This is a genomic window from Caldisphaera lagunensis DSM 15908 (genome assembly GCF_000317795.1).
GTDB classification, from domain to species: domain Archaea; phylum Thermoproteota; class Thermoprotei_A; order Sulfolobales; family Acidilobaceae; genus Caldisphaera; species Caldisphaera lagunensis.
The window spans coordinates 90172-111727 of record NC_019791.1; the positions used below are offsets into that span (position 1 = coordinate 90172).

Annotated in this window: 22 protein-coding genes; 14 read left to right on the top strand and 8 right to left on the bottom strand. The window is 28.7% G+C overall.

The annotated features are described in order from the left end of the window. Nucleotides 1-88 precede the first annotated feature (88 nt). The 4 genes from CALAG_RS00445 to CALAG_RS00460 all read left to right on the top strand — a co-directional run bounded on the left by CALAG_RS00445 (nt 89) and on the right by CALAG_RS00460 (nt 4628). A complete protein-coding gene (locus CALAG_RS00445; RefSeq protein WP_015231781.1) occupies nt 89-685 on the top strand; it encodes a DUF998 domain-containing protein in 597 nt (198 codons plus the stop codon). A 61-nt stretch (nt 686-746) separates the two neighbouring features. Beyond that, entirely contained in the window at nt 747-1235 is a 489-nt protein-coding gene (locus CALAG_RS00450) for a peroxiredoxin (protein ID WP_048816635.1), read from the top strand. A gap of 198 nt (nt 1236-1433) precedes the next feature. Further along, nucleotides 1434-2936, top strand: a complete 1503-nt coding sequence (locus CALAG_RS00455; protein WP_342662582.1) for an AMP-binding protein — start codon at nt 1434-1436, stop codon at nt 2934-2936. Nucleotides 2937-2990: 54 nt separating this feature from the next. Next, the gene (locus CALAG_RS00460) at nt 2991-4628 is read left to right on the top strand and encodes an acyl-CoA dehydrogenase family protein (RefSeq protein WP_015231784.1); all 1638 of its coding nucleotides are present in this window, start codon (nt 2991-2993) and stop codon (nt 4626-4628) included. A 187-nt stretch (nt 4629-4815) separates the two neighbouring features. Here the strand turns inward: CALAG_RS00460 and trpC are convergent, their stop codons facing one another. The 7 genes from trpC to CALAG_RS00495 are packed head-to-tail and all read right to left on the bottom strand — an operon-like array spanning nt 4816 to nt 10890. Continuing rightward, complete coding sequence (gene trpC / locus CALAG_RS00465) at nt 4816-5544, bottom strand: indole-3-glycerol phosphate synthase TrpC (protein ID WP_015231785.1); 729 nt, start codon at nt 5542-5544, stop codon at nt 4816-4818. Further along, on the bottom strand, nt 5544-6128 hold the full coding sequence (locus tag CALAG_RS00470; protein ID WP_015231786.1) for an anthranilate synthase component II: 585 nt from the start codon (nt 6126-6128) through the stop codon (nt 5544-5546). The genes trpC and CALAG_RS00470 overlap by 1 nt, the downstream gene beginning before the upstream one ends. Next, nucleotides 6128-7300 (bottom strand): anthranilate synthase component I, encoded by a 1173-nt coding sequence (locus CALAG_RS00475; protein WP_015231787.1) that lies wholly within the window; start codon nt 7298-7300, stop codon nt 6128-6130. The genes CALAG_RS00470 and CALAG_RS00475 overlap by 1 nt, the downstream gene beginning before the upstream one ends. Continuing rightward, the gene (gene trpF / locus CALAG_RS00480; RefSeq protein WP_015231788.1) at nt 7290-7880 is read right to left on the bottom strand and encodes a phosphoribosylanthranilate isomerase; all 591 of its coding nucleotides are present in this window, start codon (nt 7878-7880) and stop codon (nt 7290-7292) included. The genes CALAG_RS00475 and trpF overlap by 11 nt, the downstream gene beginning before the upstream one ends. Further along, entirely contained in the window at nt 7873-8910 is a 1038-nt protein-coding gene (trpD, locus tag CALAG_RS00485) for an anthranilate phosphoribosyltransferase (RefSeq protein ID WP_015231789.1), read from the bottom strand. Before trpD ends, trpF begins: the two co-directional genes overlap by 8 nt. Next, nucleotides 8900-9622 (bottom strand): tryptophan synthase subunit alpha, encoded by a 723-nt coding sequence (trpA, locus tag CALAG_RS00490; protein WP_015231790.1) that lies wholly within the window; start codon nt 9620-9622, stop codon nt 8900-8902. Before trpA ends, trpD begins: the two co-directional genes overlap by 11 nt. After that, nucleotides 9622-10890 carry a TrpB-like pyridoxal phosphate-dependent enzyme gene (locus tag CALAG_RS00495; RefSeq protein WP_015231791.1) on the bottom strand — a complete coding sequence of 423 codons (1269 nt, stop codon included), beginning with the start codon at nt 10888-10890 and terminating at the stop codon, nt 9622-9624. Before CALAG_RS00495 ends, trpA begins: the two co-directional genes overlap by 1 nt. Nucleotides 10891-11048: 158 nt before the next feature. Between CALAG_RS00495 and CALAG_RS00500 the strand changes: the two genes are divergently transcribed. From CALAG_RS00500 to CALAG_RS00545, 10 genes are read left to right on the top strand one after another with little or no spacing between them, the layout of a single operon-like run. Beyond that, a complete protein-coding gene (locus tag CALAG_RS00500; RefSeq protein ID WP_015231792.1) occupies nt 11049-11816 on the top strand; it encodes a phosphoketolase family protein in 768 nt (255 codons plus the stop codon). A 1-nt stretch (nt 11817) separates the two neighbouring features. Beyond that, complete coding sequence (locus CALAG_RS00505; RefSeq protein ID WP_048816636.1) at nt 11818-12756, top strand: transketolase family protein; 939 nt, start codon at nt 11818-11820, stop codon at nt 12754-12756. Further along, nucleotides 12743-13543, top strand: coding sequence for a 3-deoxy-7-phosphoheptulonate synthase (aroF, locus tag CALAG_RS00510; RefSeq protein ID WP_015231794.1), 801 nt, complete (start codon nt 12743-12745; stop codon nt 13541-13543). Before CALAG_RS00505 ends, aroF begins: the two co-directional genes overlap by 14 nt. Continuing rightward, entirely contained in the window at nt 13540-14583 is a 1044-nt protein-coding gene (aroB, locus tag CALAG_RS00515) for a 3-dehydroquinate synthase (RefSeq protein WP_015231795.1), read from the top strand. The genes aroF and aroB overlap by 4 nt, the downstream gene beginning before the upstream one ends. Next, nucleotides 14571-15317 carry a shikimate dehydrogenase family protein gene (locus tag CALAG_RS00520; protein ID WP_015231796.1) on the top strand — a complete coding sequence of 249 codons (747 nt, stop codon included), beginning with the start codon at nt 14571-14573 and terminating at the stop codon, nt 15315-15317. The genes aroB and CALAG_RS00520 overlap by 13 nt, the downstream gene beginning before the upstream one ends. Then, nucleotides 15286-16431 (top strand): chorismate synthase, encoded by a 1146-nt coding sequence (gene aroC / locus CALAG_RS00525; protein WP_048816637.1) that lies wholly within the window; start codon nt 15286-15288, stop codon nt 16429-16431. The genes CALAG_RS00520 and aroC overlap by 32 nt, the downstream gene beginning before the upstream one ends. Further along, nucleotides 16401-17180 (top strand): shikimate kinase, encoded by a 780-nt coding sequence (locus CALAG_RS00530; RefSeq protein ID WP_015231798.1) that lies wholly within the window; start codon nt 16401-16403, stop codon nt 17178-17180. The genes aroC and CALAG_RS00530 overlap by 31 nt, the downstream gene beginning before the upstream one ends. Continuing rightward, on the top strand, nt 17177-18400 hold the full coding sequence (locus CALAG_RS00535; protein ID WP_015231799.1) for a 3-phosphoshikimate 1-carboxyvinyltransferase: 1224 nt from the start codon (nt 17177-17179) through the stop codon (nt 18398-18400). The genes CALAG_RS00530 and CALAG_RS00535 overlap by 4 nt, the downstream gene beginning before the upstream one ends. Then, nucleotides 18393-19010, top strand: a complete 618-nt coding sequence (locus tag CALAG_RS00540; protein ID WP_015231800.1) for a type I 3-dehydroquinate dehydratase — start codon at nt 18393-18395, stop codon at nt 19008-19010. Before CALAG_RS00535 ends, CALAG_RS00540 begins: the two co-directional genes overlap by 8 nt. A 41-nt stretch (nt 19011-19051) precedes the next feature. Next, the gene (locus CALAG_RS00545; protein WP_015231801.1) at nt 19052-20173 is read left to right on the top strand and encodes an MFS transporter; all 1122 of its coding nucleotides are present in this window, start codon (nt 19052-19054) and stop codon (nt 20171-20173) included. Here CALAG_RS00545 and CALAG_RS00550 read toward each other — a convergent pair. Beyond that, nucleotides 20166-21311 carry an alkaline phosphatase family protein gene (locus tag CALAG_RS00550; RefSeq protein ID WP_015231802.1) on the bottom strand — a complete coding sequence of 382 codons (1146 nt, stop codon included), beginning with the start codon at nt 21309-21311 and terminating at the stop codon, nt 20166-20168. The two genes, CALAG_RS00545 and CALAG_RS00550, sit on opposite strands and share 8 nt — an antisense overlap. Nucleotides 21312-21556: the final 245 nt, after the last annotated feature.

Here is a 21556-nt window from a genome sequence, read left to right on the forward strand (position 1 = left end):
ATACTAGTATTTACATTAAAAATTAAATAAAATTTTTATTAGAATAAATATAAAAGGATAAAAAATAATTAATATTATTGGGGATAATATGAATAAAAGAACAATAAAAAAATTAATTATTTTATTTTCAATATTGGCCATCCTATCTTCATGGGTTACTATTTTTACTTCTATTTCATTTAACCCATGGTTTAAGATTAATAAAAATGCATTTAGCGATCTAGGAGGTGGTTCTTATATAAATGGTCACCCACCTCCAATGTTTCCTTTTATTTATAATGTTGGTATGATTATAACAGGTTCACTAATATTCATTTTTAGCATTTTTATAGCTTTTTATTCAAGAAACGTGATAGAGGCAATAGGCGGTTCATATTTTTCTTTATCTGGAATATTTCTCATTTTAATAGGAATTTATCATGAAGGCACATATCCTCATATTTTCGTTTCATTATGGTTTTTTATTTTAGCATCTATTTCCATCTTTATCCTAGGAATTTCTCTTATTAAAATTTATAGAAATAGGGGTCTATTTTTGACAATATTTCCCATATTGGCATGGATATTTTCATATTTTATTCCATTCTCCTCTACTGCTGAAACCGAACTATATGGTATCTTGGCTATAGAAATTTCTGTGTTATTGTATATATCAACATTATGGATTAAATTAATTTTAAAATAAAATATAAAAATATATATTTTTTCTTATTATTTTCCATAGATTAAATAAATTGGTGATAATAATGGCAGAATTGAATTTGGGAGAAAATTTTCTTGATTTCTCTCTGTATAATACAGATTTAAAAGAAGTAAAACTAAGCGATTACATAAATCAAGGAAAGCCTGTTGTTTTATTATTTTTCCCAGGAGCTTTTACAAGTGTTTGTACAAAAGAGTTATGTACATTTAGGGATAAAATGTCATTGTTAAATAAGGCAAATGCTGTTGTATTTGGAATCAGTGTTGATAGTCCTTTCTCTTTAGCTAAATTTAAGGCTGAGAATAAATTAAACTTCGATTTGTTAAGCGATTATAATAGGGAAGTCATAAAATTATACAATGTTTATCATGAGGATTTAAGTATGATAGGATTACCTAAATTAAAGGAAGCATCAAAAAGGGCTGTATTTATTTTCGATAAAAAAGGAAAACTTGCATATAAATGGGTTTCAGATCATCCAGGTAAAGAGCCAGATTATGATAAGGTTGTAGAAATTGTAAATAGCTTATAACAAACTCTTTTATTTCTTTTTTAGATCTTGCGGGAACATAAAGTAATTAATTATAAAAATGAATTTTTTAAAAAAAAAGAAAATTTTTAAAATAATTTTATGATGTTTATCACATAATATTTAATCATAATCATTTGATATATAAATATGTAATATTGAGTAAAGTATTTATTTCTTTGGATACAATAATATTTTAAGGTGGGATTGTTGTACACCTTTGAGTATATATTGAGAAGAGCATCCCAATTATTTCCTGATCAAGAAATTATAGATGTTAATGGAAGGAAAACATATAAAGAAACATATAAAGAAACTTTGAATTTAATAACATATTTAAAGTCATTAGGAATAAAAAGAGGAGACGTTGTATCTATTATTGGCTTAAACAACATAAAATTTTTTGAGTTAATTTATGCGATAACTACAATAGGGGGTATCGCTTATCCAATAAATATTAGATTGCCCCCAGATCAATTGATATATACTTTAAATAAATCAAGTTCTAGGTATTTCATATATGAAAATATATTTAAAGAATTAGCTGATTTGGTTAAATCAAAAATAAATATTGAGACAGTATCTTTTAATGAATTAAAGTTTAATCTTGGAGAGGGGAAACCGGTAAGCAATAAAAATGATGATGCAATAATTTTATTTACAAGCGGTACTACTGGATTACCAAAAGCTGTTCTATATAATCAAGAAAAAATGATAAACGGTGCATTATCTATATTAAATCAATTAACGTATTATAATGCGCCAGCCAAACTAAGCCAAAACGATGTTATGTTTCCACAGATACCAATTTATCATATATTATCTTGGGGATCTTTAATTATAGCTCCATTGATTGGAGCTAAATTGATATATGGAGGAAAATTCGATCCCAAAATCGCAATAGAAATTATTGAGAAAGAAAATGTAACCTGGATAAGCGTTGTTCCAACAATGATGCAAATGCTTTTAGATACCGGATTAAGTAAAAGAGGACTAAAGGTTTTGATAGGTGGTAGTCCAATACCAGATGGATTAGTAAAGAAAATGAAAGACCTTGATATTCATTTTTCTGCAATCTATGGAGGAACTGATATGTTAGCTGCCTCAATAACAATAGAAACAAAACATGTAAAGAATGGTATATTAGATTATCATAAAGTCACTCATCCCGTTCCTATGGCCGAATTTTATATAGATTCTAAATCACAAAATCAACCGGGAGAAATATGGTTTAGAGCTCCATGGATGCCTAATGGATATTACAATGACAAAGAAAAAACTATGGAATCTTTTACGCCTGATGGCTGGTTTAAAACAGGGGATATTGGATATATAGCAGAAGATGGAGGGTTAATTGTATTAGATAGGGTAAAGGATATAATAAAGAGCGGAGGAGAATGGATACCATCAAGCGTTTTGGAAGCATCTATTTCGGAATTACCATTTATTTCTTTAGTTGCTGTCATTGCGAAAAAGGATGAAAAGTGGGGAGAAAGGCCAATAGCTGTTGTAAAATTATCTAAAGAAACTCAAAATGCAAAAGAGTTAATATATGAACATTTAAGAAAATATGTAAATGAAGGTAAATTGAGCAAATTCTGGTTGCCAGATGATATTATTATAGTAAATGATATACCATTAACTGGAACAGGTAAAATAGATAAGAAGAATTTAAAGGAAATCCTAAAAAATTATAATAAATGATTCATTGAAAAGATAATTAAGCCAGAAATATAATAGTAAAAATGGTGTGGGAATATGCCATTAAGGGGTTTAGAAAATATATCTTATGCTTATGGTTTAAATCATTATACTCTAGATAAACCTTTGAAGGATTTGCTTAAAATTTATACTAAATCAAGAAATGATTTTACTGAATTAGGAAAATTTGTTGGAAAAGAAGTTTATGAATCCACATATAGAGTTGACTTGGAAAGTCTGCCAAGATTAATTTATTGGGGGACAAATGGAGAAAGGGTTGATTATACATGGATTGATCCCTATGAAAGGTTTATTGTTAATGAACTAATTATGAAATATGGTGTAAACAGATATCCATTTGATAATGGGACTTGGCATGATCATTATGCAGGCATTTATTTGATTGGTGATCCTGGATTATCATGTATATTAACAATAACAATACAAACAGCTTATGCATTAAATAAATATGCCGATGGAGAATTAAGGAATAGATATAAAAAATTAGTTGGTTTAGATAAAGATTTGGAATTAGGTGCTACATGGTTTACTGAAACGCAAGGAGGAAGTGATTTAGGAGCAAACACGACTGTAGCAAAAAAGATTAAAGAAAATACATATCTGCTAAATGGTTATAAGTATTTCTCAAGTGGTGCTGGTATTGCTGATGTATCTTTAGTTTCTGCAAGGCCTGAAAATGGAAAAGAAGGTGCTAAAGGATTAGCATTATATTTATTGCCAAGATATAATACCAAAGGAGAACTGAATTATTATATTAGAAGACTAAAATACAAGAGTGGGACAAATTCTGTTCCTACTGGGGAGGTTGAATTAATAAATTCTGAAGCGGAATTAGTGGGAAAAGAGAATGAAGGAATTTATTACATAATGGAGGATTTAACAGTATCAAGGTTAGCTAATGCAATTGGTGCAATGGGAACAGCTAGGAAGGCATATTTTGAGGCTCTAGGATTTTCAAAAGATAGAAAAGCTTTTGGAAAGAAAATAATTGAGCATCCATTGATGATTAGAGATCTAATTGATATGGAAGTATCAATAGAAGGAGGCTTAGCCTTAGCTTATAAAGCAATAAATGAGTTCCAAAATTCAATAAATTCAAGACCTCCTTATACAAAGGAATATCACTACGCTAGATTTTTAACACATATTGCTAAGAATGTAACTGCAGAATTATCAGCTAAGGTAACACAATTAGCTATGGAAGCATTTGGAGGAATTGGTTTCTTAACTGAATATCCAATAGAAAGGTGGCATAGAGAGGCGTTAATTACACCTATTTGGGAAGGGACTAGTAATATACAGGCATTAGATATGCTAGAAAGTATGGTAAAGAAAAGAGCACATGAAGTTTATTTAGAAGATCTAAAGAGCCTTGTAAATGAGACATACGATAAAGAATTTAGCAAAAAATTATATGATAAAACTAATGAGATAATGAAATGGTTTTCCTCATTATCTCCAACAGAAGCTGAATTCAATTCAAAGGATTTCTTAAGACAGCAAGGACATATATTAGCAAGTATTTTGCTAAACAGCCTAGCATATCATACAGGAGATGAAATTTATGATGTTGTTTCTAAACAATATTATAAACTGTATGTGGAAAGAAAAGAGCTTGATTTAATTAACAAATACGATGAAATAATCTCAATACATGGTTTATATGAATTATAACTTAATTAGATAATAAATACTATGAAAAACAATAAAAACAATTTTAACTTTTATTTTATTATTTCTTAATAAGCATTATTGGGCTTGAATTATATATTATCTCATAAATTTTAAGCCTATAGATCAATTTTATTTTTATAATTATAAAGGTATTGATAGATTTTAAAATGTAAACTTGTTTAATGAATCATAATAATTCTCTTATAATAAGAGGATTTTTCATTAAAGTAGTTCCAATTAAAAATCCATTAGCTCCATTGTCTTTTAATTTCAAAATATCTTCTTTACTTTTAATTCCACTTTCTGCTATTTTTATATAATCTCCCTTTATGTTTCTCAGCAACTTTATTGTATTATCTAAACTGACATTTAAGGTAAATAAGTTTCTAGAATTTATTCCCAATAGATCAAACTTAAAGCTCTTTATTTTTTCAAATTCTTCATATGTATGTATTTCAACTAATGTTTCTAGTCTATAAGATCTTGCATAGTTAATTAATTGATCTAATAGATCTTCATTTAAAATCGAAGCAATTAATAAAATTGCATCAGCCCCAATTCTAAAAGCATTATCTATTTGGTCTTTTGTTACAATAAAATCCTTCATTAATATGGGCTTGTTTGTAATCTCTGAAATAGATTCCAAAATTTCATAAGAGCCTCCAAAATATTTTTCTTCCGTTAAAACACTAAAGCCTGCAACGTAATTTTCTAAAAAATTTATGTAATTATGATAATCTTTATCAGAAATAAATCCCGAAGGAGATTTTCTTTTATATTCAGCTATTATTGGTGTTACCCCTTTTTGTTGTAAATTTATAAGCGATTCTTTCAAAGAATTTATTTTCTTCTTCCTTTCATTTTTAACTTTTATTCTATTCTTTGAATTTTCAATTACTTCTTCTAGCCAATTCATTATTTCACCTCCAAGAAGTTCTTTATTATTTGTTTCCCATAAGCTGTTCCAATGCTTTCTGGATGGAATTGAACCCCAAATATTGGGTACTTTTCATGATGTATTGCCATTATCTCCTTATCTTCATCAGAAATCGCATCAATTATTAATGGTTTCTTAACTTCATCTATTACCAAGCTATGATATCTTGTTCCATATATTTCTTTAGGAATTCCTTTAAATATTTGGGAATCATTGTTTATTATATTTATTTTGCTTATCTTTCCATGATAAATTTTCCTCGCATTTCTTATTATAGAATTAAAAACATAGCCAATAATTTGGTGGCCTAAACAAACACCCAAAATTGGTATTTTATTTCCGAATTCTCTAATTATATCATCAGATATACCAATGTCTTCCTTTATTAAAGGACTACCTGGGCCTGGGGATATAATTATTCTATCTGGATTAATTTTTTCTATGCTTTCTAATTTTATTTCATCATTCCTTAAAACTATTGGTCTGCTCCCCAATTCTGCAACATATTGGTAAATATTATAAACAAAGCTATCATAATTATCAATAATAAGCGTTAGATCCATTATTTATCACCTATTGCTTCTTTTAATGCCATTAATTTGTACTCTGTTTCAAAAAATTCGTTTTCTGGTATAGAATCATAAACTATTCCAGCACCTGCTTGAATTCTCATAATCTCTTTATTTATTAGAGCAGTCCTAATGGTAATAGCAAATTCTCCTTCATTTTTATTATAATATCCAACAATACCAGCATAAGGCCCTCTTTTATATCTTTCTAAATCTTCTATCAAATTCATTGCAAAAACCTTTGGTGCCCCAGAAACTGTACCTGCAGGAAACATTGCCTTAATTATATCTTTTAATCCCTTTCTTTTATCTAATTTGCCTACAACTTCTGAAACAATATGTTGTACGTGGCTATATTTTTCTATATAGAATGATTTTAAAACTTCAACAGATCCTGGTATTGATATTTTACCTAAATCATTTCTTGCTAAATCCAGCAGCATTAAATGTTCAGCTCTATCTTTTTCAGAATTTAATAACTCAAATTCTAATTTTTTATCCTCTTCTTCACTTTTACCTCTTGGTCTTGTTCCTGCTATAGGATATGTTTTTACATTATTGTCATATTTAAACAAGAGCTCAGGGCTTGATCCGATTAGAATCCTATCGTGAAACTTTATGTAAAAATTATATGGTGAAGGACTTATTTTTCTTAACTTTATGTAAATTTCGATAGGATCACCATGTAATAAATACCTATAAAACCTTGATAGTACAACTTGAAATGCATAACCTTTATGTATATAATCTAATATTTTCCTTACCCCTTGCTCATATAATTCCTTATCAAGTGATTGATCGTAAAATTTTGTTGAAACATTTTCTGAATTAATTTCTTTCCTAAATTCATTATTAATATCATTAATGATTATTTGGTTTTCAGGTATAAAAAATTCTGCATAGGGCCATTTTTCTGCTTCTTCATTAATATCTTTTACTTTTTCCCATAATTTCACAGAATCATAAGAAATATATCCTATTGCATATTCATTTCCTCTATTAAATTCTTCTAAATTATTTAAGAAGTTTTTATCGTTTCCTATAAAATAAGATTTTTTACCATAATAGATCCTTATTTCTCTTTTATTTGAATCCTCTAAAATTGCAAAGAAATCATTTTCGTTATTAATAAATCTCATCATATTTTCTAAGCTTTTATAATTCATTTTTTATCACCTTTAAAACAAATTCAACCTTTTCTTTACTTTTTTTACCAGTTGTCTCTTCAACTCCTCTTGATATATCAATAAATCCAGGTTCTAGTTTAACATAATCATAAATGTTGTTTATGTTAATTCCTCCAGCAATTCCTGCTTCTTTATATTCTTCTAACATTGTTTTCAAGATATTAATGTTGGAAATTGTCTTATCAAAGGAGTCAATTAATACGAACTTTGTATATTTAATAGCCTTTTTAAGATAATTTATGTAGTCTAGCCTCGCGGGTACATATAAAATAACTTTTTTGTTTTCTATTGTTGATAGCATCTCAAGTTCCTCATCTTTTAATACTCTATGTATTTGAATGTATTCATTAGGAATTTTTTCTATTTCATCAATATTAATACTCGATTTTACTAATACTATTGGTATTTTTGATATATTAATAGCTTTTCTGATCTTTTCTAAATCAACATACCTAGGAGTATTTGGCTCATTGATCATTCCTATATAGTCAACTTTTAATTCATTGAGAAATTCAACGTCTTCTAAATATTTCACTCCACAGATCTTTAATTTAGTCATAGGCTCTCACCAAAATATTTTTCAATTTGTCTTGATTTCCATTAATTGAAACTAAATCAATAAGTCTTTGTGGTAATTTACTCAATAGTTCTCCAGAAACTTCATAGCCTTCATATAAGGAGTCTACTTCATTTATTAAGTATAATCCCATAGAAGTATTTATTCTAATGAACTTTTCTGCAAATTCATCTTTTCCTATAGATGCTCTTATAGCCCTAATTGCTGATTCTTCTGGATTATTAACTGAAACCTTATTTATGTTAAACCTTTCTATTTTAAAATCTTCTGGTGATAATTGGTATCTATCTTCTTTATCATTTTTAATCTCAATAACTGTAGTTTTTCCCATAGGAGAAACTTCATCTAATCCTGGTTCGCCTGAAACTAATATTGCTCTCTTATACTTTAACTCCTTAACAGCATCTGCTAAAACATCTATATAATTATAGGGATAAACTCCTATTAAAATAGTATCAACATTAAAAGGATTAGATAATGGTCCTATTAAATTAAATATTGTCCTAATTCCTAGTTTCTTTCTTATTCCAGCTACATTTTTCATGCTTAAATGATATGCTTGAGCAAATAAGAAGACGAAATTTGTCTTCTCAAGCAATTCCTTAGCTTTGTTTACATCAATATTAATATTGTAACCTACTGTTTCTAAGAAATCAGCACTACCGCTTAAACTTGATGAAGCTCTATTGCCATGTTTTGCAACCTTGTATTTATTACTAATTAAAATTGATGAAATTGTGCTTACATTTATTGTATTTAATCCATCTCCCCCAGTTCCTACAATATCAATAGCATCTCTATAATCAAAGCCTAAAGCATGCTTCCTTAATGATCTAACAAAACCAACGATTTCATCAGAAGTTTCACCTTTCATTTTTAATGAAATTAGTATTGCTGAAGCTAATGACTCATCAATGTTTTTATCTAATAACATATTTGCTAATTCTTCCGCTTCTTCTTGTGTTAAATTTTTTCTCTCAGCAATTAGCTTTAAGTATTCATTAGGTTTCATCAAGGATCCCCCTTAACTCTTTAACAAGGTTTAATGAAGAATCTAATCCTTCTGAATCAATTTTCTTTATAAAAGCTGTTCCAATCGCGATTCCATCAGCTCCAGCTTTAATGACGCTATTTATATCTTCATTAGATAAACCAAAGCCAACAATTAGTTTGTTGCTAACCAAAGGTCTTACTCTTTTTACTAAAATGTCTGGAGATATTGGTATTGGAATACCTGTTGTAGGTCTTATTCCATAATATAGGAAAAGGTCACTATATTCAGAAACTTCTTTTAAAATCTTATCTGGTACTGTTGGGGAAACAAATATTACATCGTTTAATTCATTTCTTTTAACGAATTCATGGTATTTTTTGTATTCCCCTATGTAATCTATTATTAAATCAGGCATTAATACTCCTGCAAAATTATATTTCTTCATCATTTTTAAGAAATTTTCTAAATCATTTTCGTGGTCTTCCAAATATGTTAAGGCAAGTGTTGGTTTTCTTATAATATGGCTTAAATTTTTAAATTCATTTTCTATGTTTATTTTATTAACTTTTTTATAGCTTGATTTTATTGTTGGGCCATCATATTTAGCGTTGTTTGTGGGTATACCTATTTCTAATATGTCGCAACCCAAATTTTGGGATTTATCAATAAATTCTAGAAAAGTATCTGAATTTGGATATCCTAAAGTCATGTAGCAAACTAGGTATTTCATTATATCAGCCTCTTTGACATAGAATCATAGTTTGTTAGATCCAATAGACCATGACCACTTAAATTAAATACTATTGTTTTCTTTTCATTGTTTTTCTTTAATTCTAATGCTTTCTCAATAACTGCCCTAATTGCATGTGCAGATTCAGGTGCTGGAACGATTCCTTGGGCTTTTATGAAAAGTTTAGCAGCATCAAAAATCTCTTTTTCGTTATATTCCTTCCACTTAACTAAATTTTCCTTAATTAATATACTTAATGTTGGTGCAACACCATGATATCTTAGTCCTCCCGAATAAATTGGCGGAGGCACGTAATTATGGCCTAACGTTATCATCTTAACCAAGGGAAGTAGTCCTGCTGAATCAGCAAAATCATATTTGTATTCTCCTTTACTGAACTTTGGTATTTCTTCACTACCAACTGCTATGTATTCTTCTCCTATTTTGTTACCAATAAATGGGTATGAAAAACCTCCAAAATTGCTTCCACCACCTACGCAACCAATTAATATGTCAGCATTTTCCCCAATCATTTCCAATTGTTTCATTGTTTCTAATCCTATAATGCTTTGATGTAATATTGCAACATCTAATACGCTTCCAACAAGATATCTTAGTTTATTTTTTAAGGCATATTCAATGGCTTCACTCATAGCAATTCCTAAAGACCCTGGATGATTTGGATTTTCTTTCAATATGTTTAATCCGTATTCAGTTAAATTTGAAGGGCTTGCATATACATTTCCTCCATAAAGATTCATCAAAATCTTTCTCATTGGCTTTTGCTCATAGCTAACCTTTACCATAAATATTGTTGATTTCATGTTAAATAAAGATGCAGAAAAAGATACCGCTGTTCCCCATTGTCCAGCACCTGTTTCAGTTACCACATGATCAATTCCTTCGTTTAAGGCAAAATAAGATTGAGCTAATGCTGTGTTTATTTTATGAGATCCTGTTGGTGTTGCACCTTCGTATTTAAAATAAATCTTTGCTGGAGTATTCAATGCATTTTCTAATCCTTTTGCTCTAATTAATGGAGTGGGTCTCCCTATTAGAATGTATTTTTCTCTAAGTTCATCTGGAATTTTTATGTATCTTTCTATTGTAAACTGTTGTCTAAGTATTTCTTTTGGTAATATTTCATTTAACAGATCTATCCTTGAGAATTCTCCATCAGGGGGATCCCTAGGAGGAGACAAGGGTACAGGAAGATCAGGTATAATATTATACCAAAACTCAGGAAGGGATTCCTCATTACCTACCATTGGCGCACAAAGACCACCTGAACTTTTTTAGATTAAAGACTAATATTTAAATTTTTCTTAATATTTTATTGTTTTAATAATATATAATAATAAATATAGTAAAATTTAAATAGTGGGAATATACAAAGAAATGTTGAGGTGGAGTTGATGGGGTTCCAATGGGGCGAGGGCATGATGCCCAGCCAATATTAAATAAGGTTCCTTCCTTTGTGTTAAATCCTGAGAATGTATATGAAAAAATTGTTGAGAAAAAAACTTTGGCTAATGAGTTCTTGAATGATTTCCTCAAAAAAATCAATAATTATCATGGAGACTCTTCAAGATCAGTATTAAATATATTGATTACATTATATGATTATTGGATTCCAAAAGGTATTGGTCTAGGCATTTCAAGATCTATAATACTAAGCAAGGGACATGCATCACCTGCATTATATACATTGCTAGCTTTAAATAAAGAAATAGACTATGATGAACTAGATACATTCGCAACGCCAAATTCCCGTTTGCAATCTCATCCTGAAGGTGGAAAGATACCTGGTATATTGTTTTCAACGGGTTCATTAGGCCAAGGTTTGTCTATAGCAAATGGAATCGCATATGCTGCAAAATTAAACAATGAAAATAAGGAAATTGCTGTTATATTAGGAGATGGAGAATTAGATGAGGGACAAATATGGGAATCAATATCAACATCTTATTCCTTAAAAATAGACAATATTTTAGCAATAGTTGATAGGAACGGATTTCAACTATCCGGACCCACTGAAGAAATAAAAATAAAAGAATCCATTAAGAAAAAATTTGAAGCATTTGGTTGGTATACTGTAGAAGTTAAGAACGATATAAAAGAATTAATGATAGCATTAGATCTCGTTTCTGAAATAAAAGGATTGCCAAGGGCTTTAATTGTGAAAAGTGGTTAAAATGAACTTGAATTATAGCTATAGAGAATCATTAGGTAAAGCATTAGTCAAAATTGGGGAAAAGAAAAAGGAAGTTGTTGTAGTTGATTCTGATGTATCTAAATCAACGTATACAAAATATTTTGCAGAAAAATTTCCCAATAGATTTGTTTCTGTTGGCATAAGCGAACAAGATTTGATAGGATTTTCAGCTGGTTTAGCCTTAGGAGGAAAAATACCTATTGCGGTTGCATTTTCAATGTTTTTAATGAGAGCATGGGAGCAAATAAGAAATACAATAGCAAGAGATAAATTAAACGTGAAAATAATTGGCACTCATTCTGGCTTATCAGACTTTTTAGACGGATCATCACATCAAGCATTGGAAGATATATCTTTGATCAGGATTTTACCTAATTTCACTGTTGTAGCACCTTCAGATATTGTTTCTACAGAAAAACTTGTTTATGAAATGGTTGATCATATAGGTCCTGTTTACATGAGAATTGGTAGGGATAATTCCCCCAAAATATATGATGATCAAGAAGAATTCAAGATTGGGAAATCTAAAACATTAATTGAGGGGGATGATATTTTAATAATATCCTATGGTCCAATGGTAGAAATATCAAGAGAAGTGGTAAATTTATTAAGGAAAAAAGGATTTAGTTCATCATTAATTGATTTATATTCAATAAAGCCCTTTGATGAACAAAACGTGATAAAATTGGCTTACAAATCTAATTTAATAGCAATTATTGAAGAGCACAATGTAAATGGAGGAGTGGGGGATATGATTTCATCATTTTTATCTTCTAGACTTCCTAGAAAAGTTGTTAAAATAGGAATAGAGGATTCGTTTGGAACCTCAGCAAGAAATTATTTGGAATTAATTGAGTTTTTTAAATTAACACCTAAAAATATTGAGGAAAGATTGAAGGTGATTTATGATGAGTTATAAATTAGTTAGCAAAAATTATAAGGAAAAAACCTTAGTTAAAGTAGGTAATGTAATTATAGGAGATAAGCCAGTTATAATTGCTGGTCCTTGCGCAGTAGAGAATAGAGAACAAATAATTAAGACTGCATTATTTGTAAAAGAAAATGGTGCGAAAATTTTAAGAGGGGGAGCTTTTAAACCTAGAACGTCTCCTTATAGCTTTCAAGGTTTAGGTGAAGAAGGATTAAAACTATTGAGAGAAGCTTCTGAAGAAGCAAAGATTCCCTTTGTTACAGAAGTTATGGATGTAAATACAGTAAGACTTGTTGCAGCATATGCTGATGCCCTGCAAGTTGGAGCAAGAAATATGCAAAACTTTCCATTATTAAAAGAATTAGGTAAAATAGATAAGCCTGTGTTTTTAAAGAGAGGTTTTGGTAATACAATAGACGAGCTGTTGCAATCGGCTGAGTATATATTAGCAGGAGGAAATGATCAGGTAGTATTGGTAGAAAGGGGAATTAGGACTTTTGAATCCTCAACAAGATTTACTTTAGATATAGCAGCAGTACCAGTTTTAAAGAATTTAACTCATTTACCAGTAATAGTTGATCCAAGTCATGCAGCTGGTAAAAGAATTTATGTTCCTCCATTAGCAAAAGCTGGTATAGCCGTTGGATCAGATGGCCTTATGATTGAAGTCCATCCTGAACCTGATAAAGCATTATCGGATGGACCTCAACAACTAACATTTGAAATGTTTAAGCAATTAATGGAAGACCTTAGAAAAATTGCGGTGATTCAATGATTTATAAATTAAATGATAAGGAAGTTAATATAATAGTAGGTAAAAATTTATTAAATAGTCTTAAGATAGATAATAATAAAAAATACTTTATAATTTATCAAGATACTATAAATGATAAAATTAAATCACTTATATCAAACATTACACATTTTGAAATTTATAAAGTACCAGATAGAGAAAAGGCAAAGGATATTGAAGTTGCTCTAGATATAATAAAACAAATGGTGAGCAAAGAGTTCACAAGAAAAGATGCAATAATTTCATTTGGAGGAGGAACTGTTTCTGATTTATCAGGTTTTGTTGCCTCAATTTTCATGAGAGGAATCGATTTAATAAATATACCAACTACTTTATTATCTATGGTAGATGCCTCAATAGGAGGTAAAAATGGCGTAAATTTTCATAATATAAAAAATGTTATAGGAACATTTTATCAACCTTCTATGATAATTATTGATACATCTCTTTTGGATTCATTACCATATGATGAAATATTAAATGGTTTAGGTGAAGTTATAAAATATTCCATAATAATGGATAAGGATCTTTATTATTATTTATTAAATAATAAGGAAAAGATCTTAAAATTAGATGATGAATCTATATCATATATAATAAGAAAATCAATTGATGACAAAATGAAAATTGTGATAAGGGATGAAAAAGAAACAAGTGGTTTGAGAACCGTTTTAAATTTTGGCCATACAATAGGTCATGCTATAGAATCTGGTAGCAAATTAAAAATTATGCATGGATTTGCAATTTCATATGGTATGATTTGTGAAACCAAATTAGGAGTTGACTTAAAATTAATAAGTGATGAAATTTATGAAAATGTTGAAAATATAATAAATTTATATGATATAAAAATTAATAAAAATGAAGTTGATTTAAACAATGCGTTAAATTCATTAAAAAGTGACAAAAAGAGAACTGGAAATAAGATTATAATACCATTACCTGTTGATATTGGTAAATACCAACTTTTCCCCATAGAAATCGAAAAAATAGAGAAGGCGATAGTCAAATGTCTAAGCTAAAATTGGGATTAGTCGGAGAAAACATAAGTAAAAGCCCATCACCTTTAATTCATAACTACATCTATAAAAATTACGATATCGACGCTTCATATAACTTATATGAAATAAAAAGGGAAGAATTTGATAAAAAAATTAATGATATAATTAATCAAAATTATGGTTTAAATATAACAATGCCATATAAAGAAAATGTAATAAAATTTCTAAGGGGATTATCAGATAAGGTAGAAAAAATTAAGGCAGTTAATACAATAAAAGAAAATATTGGATATAATACAGATTATTTGGCTTTTAAAAACATTTTATCAAATTATGAGATTAAAAATGCCTTAGTATTAGGAGCAGGAGGGGCTGCTAGAGCAGCAATACATGCAATTATTGAATTAAATGTTGAAAATCTATACATATTTAATAGAACTCAGGAAAGGGCATTAAATATAATAAGAGAACTTAATAAAATAAGTAATATTAATGTTAAATTAATAAAAGATATAAGCAGTGTAAAATCTGATTTAATAGTAAATACAGTACCAATTGATTTAAACTTAAATACTACTAAAATTTATATTGATTTAGTTTATTTAAGGAAGCCAAAAGAAATAGCGCCAATAATTATTGATGGCTATAATTTTTTAATAGAACAAGCCTTGCTTTCAGATGAAATTTGGTTTAATATAAAATTCGATGAAGAGGTGAAAAAAGATCTCAGGAAACTCATTGGGAAGAATTTTTAAAATAACAACGTTTGGTGAAAGTCATGGTAAAGCATTAGGAGTAGTTATTGATGGCTTGCCATCTGGTTTGATTATAAGTGAAGATGATATATTCTTTGAGCTCAAATATAGAAGACCTGGAGGTATTTATACTTCAACAAGAAAAGAAGAAGATTATCCAATAATTTTAAGCGGTATATTTAATGGTAAAACTACTGGGATGCCAATTTCTATTATTATAGAGAATAAAGATCCAAAATCAATTCATTATGAAGAAATAAAATATAAACCAAGACCTGGACATGCAGATATTACCTATATAGAAAAGTATGGATATGAAAATTGGGATTATAGAGGAGGGGGTAGGAGTAGTGGGAGAGAGACAGTTTCTAGAGTTGCTGCTGGAGCAATTGCTAAGAAATTATTATTATTAACAGACACAATTGTTGCAGGATATATAAAAAAGGCAGGAACTTTTAATGTAGACAATACTCCAGAGTTTAATGAGATCCTATGCTCAAGAGATAGTCCTGTTAGAACTATAAGGAATAAAGAAGGGGAACTTATGAAGTTAATTGAAACATTAAGAAAAGAAGGAGATAGTATAGGGGGTATTGTTGAAGTAGTTGTAAAAAATCCCCCAAAATCTCTTGGTGAACCAGTTTTTGATAAGTTAAAAGCTGATCTTGCTAAATCGATATTATCTATTCCTGGCGTTGTTGGATTTGAATATGGTATTGGTTTCGATTCATATAAATTTAAAGGAAGCGAAGTTATGGATGAAATTTATTATGATGAAAAATTTAGATTAAGAAAAAACATATCAGGAGGAATATTAGGTGGAATATCAACCGGTGAAGATATAATATTAAGGGTGGCATTTAAGCCAACTAGTTCAATTGCAAAGGAACAAAAAACAATTGATTTAAGGGATCTTAAACCAACAAACTTATCAATAATAGGAAGGCATGATCCTTGTATTGCAATAAGAGGAGTTTCTGTAGTAGAATCAATGGTTGCAATAACATTAATTGACCATTATATGCTTTCAGGAATTATTCCAAGGAAATTGAGCAAAGAACAGGCTGATATAATTGAAAAGAGGTGGTCAGAATACAAGCAAAAATGCATATAGCATATGCAGGAGTATCTATAGTTAATGCAATTCCATGCGGCATAGGAGCAGTATTGCCAATTAACTTGAAAGCATTTGCGAAAGAAGGAAAAAGAAACAGGAATTCGCCTTTAATCAATGCAATTGAAGATTATTTAATAAAAAATTATAAAATAAAAACAAGCTTTGAGGTATATTCTGAAATACCTGAAGGTGTTGGATTGAAAAGTAGTAGCGCTGTTTCTGTTGCAATCATTTCGTCAATAAGTCATAAACTTGGAGATGTTTATCCTCCTAAATTATCAGCTATAATAACAAAAAATTATAACTTATCTATAACTGGAGCATTTGATGATGCAGTTGCAAGTTATGAGGGAAAAATAAGCTTTACTGATAATATAAATCTTAAGATACTTAAACTGGAAAAACCAAGTCATGACTTAAAAGTAATAATATTTATAAATGATAAAAGGCATGACCTAAACTTGAGTTTAATGAGGGAAAATTGCAAATCATTTAAAATTGCTTTTGAAAAGGCGTTTAATGGGAACATATATGAAGGAATTAAAATAAATGGTTACCTTATGTCAGAAATAAATGGATATGATAAAAAAATTTTAGATTTAATGATGGAAAAGGGGGCATTAACAGCGGGAATTTCTGGTAATGGACCAGCATATTTTTCTTTAGTTAAAGAAGGAGAAGAGGGGCCTATATTAGATTATCTAAGTAATAAAGGTAAGATTATTGTTTCTGAGGTGTTAAAATGAAGGTTATAATTTTACCTTCAAAAATAAGCGGTGAAATTGATGCTCCAAAATCAAAAAGCATTGCAATAAGAATTCTCTTTGGATCTTTATTGAATAATATAACATTAAGAGAAGAGGTTCCTGGATCAAATGATGTAAAGGCTGCGTATAATTCAATAATTGAAATGGGAGTATATCATGAAGGAAATAAGTTAAAGAAACCATATTCTATAAACCTAAATAAAAAATTTTTTGCTGGGGGTTCAGCAACAGTTGCAAGAATTTTATCTTCATTAATATTAACATTAGGAGGTAATGCAATAATTGATGGAGATGAAACTTTAAGGAAAAGGCCATTTGATGGTCTTATTAAATTAGCAAAAATAACAAATTCTGAGGTAAATGGAAATTCTTTACCCATAAAATTATCAAGCAAAGGAATTAAAGATTATATTGAAATTCCAGAATTGGAAAGTTCTCAATATATTACTGGATTAATGTATGGATTTGCATATAAAGGTTATGGTGTTATAAAGCTTAAAAGTAGGGTACCATCATTTTCTTATATCATGTTAACCATGGATTTGTTGAATGATATTGGTTGTAAAATTAAATATGAGGATAATGAAATTGTTGTTGAAAAATGCTTGAAGAAAGATTATGAAACTTCTTTTCCTGGAGATTATTTACTTTCTTCATTTTATGCAGTTTCCTCATTGTTAACCGGGGGGTTAACAATTATCCATAACCTTTACAAAGCATCAAATTATTTTGGAGACCATAAGATAGTTGATATCTTATCTGACATAGGAGTTAAATCAAAATTAGATAATGGAAATTGGATTATAAAAAGCGAAAACTTAGAAAATTTAAGAGTAAATGTGGATGATTCCCCAGATATGGCAATGTCATTAGCGCCTTTAGGAGTAAAGGTTGAAGTAACTTTAGATGGAATTAATAGACTTAAAATAAAGGAAAGCGATAGGATTAAATCAATTAAAGATGTCATGGAAAAGTTTGGAAGCATTGTTTCAATAAAAGATAATACAATAAACATAAAACCAAATAAAATAAATAAAGCTGAAATAGATTGTAATAATGATCACAGGGTTGCAATGATGGCAGCTTCAATTTCATTCTTAAGTGGTGGAATAATAAACAACGCGGAATGCATAGGAAAAAGTGATCCTAAACATTGGGATAGATATGAAAAATTAGGGGGTAAGATAAAAGTTGAATAGGCCATTAATTGTATTATCATTACCTTATGGAAATATTGATGAATATGTTAATAAAACTGATTTAATTGAAATTAGATTAGATTATAAGAAAAATTTAAGCGTTGATGACATAGATAATTTCTTAAAATTTAAGGATAAAATAATTATAACAATAAGAGATATTAATGAAGGAGGTATTTTTCCAATTAAAGAAGAAACTAAAATAAGGATCTATAAAAAATTATATGATTATGGTATAATTTATGATTTAGAACAAAGATTTTTGGAAAAATATGATTTGCCATATGAAAATAAGATCGTATCAGTTCATTATTTAAATAACTTACCATCTTTTAATGAAATTCTAGAGAAATTTAAAAAATATAATGATTTGTTTACTGCAAAACTTGCTGTAAGAAATATAAAAGGATATAAATCAATTTTAATTAAATTTTTAGAAGTAATAGAAAATGCAACAGCAATTCCTTTAGGAGCAAATTGGTATGAGAGGGTTGCATTTTCTTTGCTAGGGTCTAAGTTGCTATATGTATATGATAAAATACAAACAGGAGAGGGTCAGCCAAAGCTAGAAGATGCCATGAATATCATGAAAAATATTTTTAAACAGTAAAGATTTTAATTGGTTTTCTAATTATTCAAATGGGGAATTTAATGAAATCAAAAAATTACTTGTCATATTTAATAATATTTTTGATATCATTAACAGCTCAAATTCCCCTTACTTCAATGAGATATGTTGTACCATATTTAGCACATAGTTATGGAGCTTCAATTTTTATAATTGGCCTATTAGGGACAATTTACGGCTTAATATACTTTATTTTAGCTTCAATTTTTGGTAAATTATCTGATAAGTTTGGAATAAAAAAGATGGCCTCAATAGGCATGATTTTGTACATTTTAGTAATAATTAGCTATAAATTTTATGATAGACCTTACGAATTCCTTATAGGAAGAGCTTTTGAGGCAGTTTCAATGTCAATGGTTTGGCCTGCTGTTGAGAGTTTATCATCAAAGCTGGGTGGAAAAAGCAAAGAAGAAGCATTGCTTATGTATACCTTTGGCTGGAGTGTTGGGGCATCAATTGCTCCATATGCTGTGGCCTATTTGCTATCTTATAATTATATTTACCCATTAATTTTTTCATCAATAATTAGCTTGATAAGTGCTTTGCTTATTATTTCATCTAAACAAGGCATTGAAATAGAAATAAATAAATATGAGGGTAATTTTTCAATTTTATTTAACATATTTCTACCAATGTTATTATATGGATTTGATTCATCGATATTTTATAGTTTTTATAGCGTTTATGGTCCAGTCTTTGGTTTCAATAAAGAAGATACTGGATTATTAGGAACATTATATGGTATTTTGCAAACATTAGCTTTTATTTTGAGCTGGTTGTTTGCTAAAAAAATTTCATCAAATAAATTAATAATAGGTGGGACAATAATGAGTGTTCCATTATTCATTTTATATTTTGATCATAGTTACATATTTAATTCTATATTATTCTCGATCTTAGGTTTAGGGATGGGATTCGTTTATTATGCAACCTTAATTAATATATTTAGAACCTTCCATAGAGATCTTACTTCAAAAACAGGTATTTTTGAGTCATCTATAGGAATAGGTTATGTAATAGGTCCTCTAATTGCTGGAATTCCCACAAAATTAGGATATATTTTCCCTTGGATAATCTTAGCTATCTTTTCCTTTATAATATTAATAATAGAAGTTTATGGTTATATAGAAGGAAAAACTATATAATAATTAATGGAACATACATCTCTTCTTTAGTTAAACCACTATGGTTTCCCTTTAAATTTAAACCCGGATCATTTTCTCTATATGTATATAGATATTTGGTTTCATTATCCTTTGATATACCCAAATAGTCACCCATATAGTTATTCATTACTTCATTCTCAACCTTTCCTAAAAGCTTTGAATCAATTATTTCATTTTTGTCAAAAACAAGCAAGTTGTATTTATCTTCCAGATACTTCTTTATATTATACCTTGATCTAAACCATATAGCTCTCGAATCCCCATAAGGCGGTACTTCAAGCATATCTAGTAATTCTTTATCATTATTCCATACAACTGTTTTTTTAACTGTAATTTGCCCATGATCTGCAAATAAGACAAATGTATATTTATCTCTAAATTTATAAGCCACATTAATTAAATTTTCCAAGACATATTTTGCATCATATAATATAAAATCATGGAATTCGTTGTTATAACCATAGGAATGGCCTAAATGGTCAACTGCATCATAATACACAAATATTCCATCATATTGATTGCTAGATAAAGATTTTATCAAATTTATTATCATATCAGTTGAGTTAAAATAACCCACTAAATATGAAATATCAGGCCTATTTAAATCTCTATGGAGAGTATTTGTAAATTCTGTATTTGATATGCTATTTTGTATAATAGTTAATATCTTTTTATTTGTTTCATGAATCCATGGTTTAACAGGGAATGCCTTAATAAATCCCATATATTGTTTTATACTATCATTAATTGGTTCACCAACATAATTATATCTTAAAGTATTTATTATCCCTCCTAGCTTTTTATTAAACATTATATATCCTAATACTCCATGTTCCCCAGGCGTTTGTCCAGTAAATAATGTTGTTGTAACAGTGGATGTCGTTGAAGGAAAAACAGTTTTTATCTTATTAACTTCTCCTTTTATTTCAATATTTAATCTATTAAATAATTCCCATCCTAAGCCATCAATAAATATAAAAACAAGCTTATTTCCTTGAAAAGCAATAGGATTTACCATACAATTTCTTTTTACATCAAAAAATTTTGCTAATCCGCAAGAAAGTCCATAAATTGTCATATTATTATCATAATCTGGATATTCTAAATCTAGTTCCATTATATCCCCAAATTAATTTAATTTATTCAGAATTTTAAATTCAAATCAATACTGTATTTGACAGTAGCATTAACATTTTATATAATAAAATTTAAATACTCGTTAGTTAAACTAGTGGGAAATAAGAGGTGGGGATGATGAAACGCCAAACAAAAATTATAGGCGTATAGTAGTTCTTTTATTTGATTATGATTTAGTTTTTTCGAAATTAGATAAGATTAGTTCTTTAATTTTGAGGTGTCCCT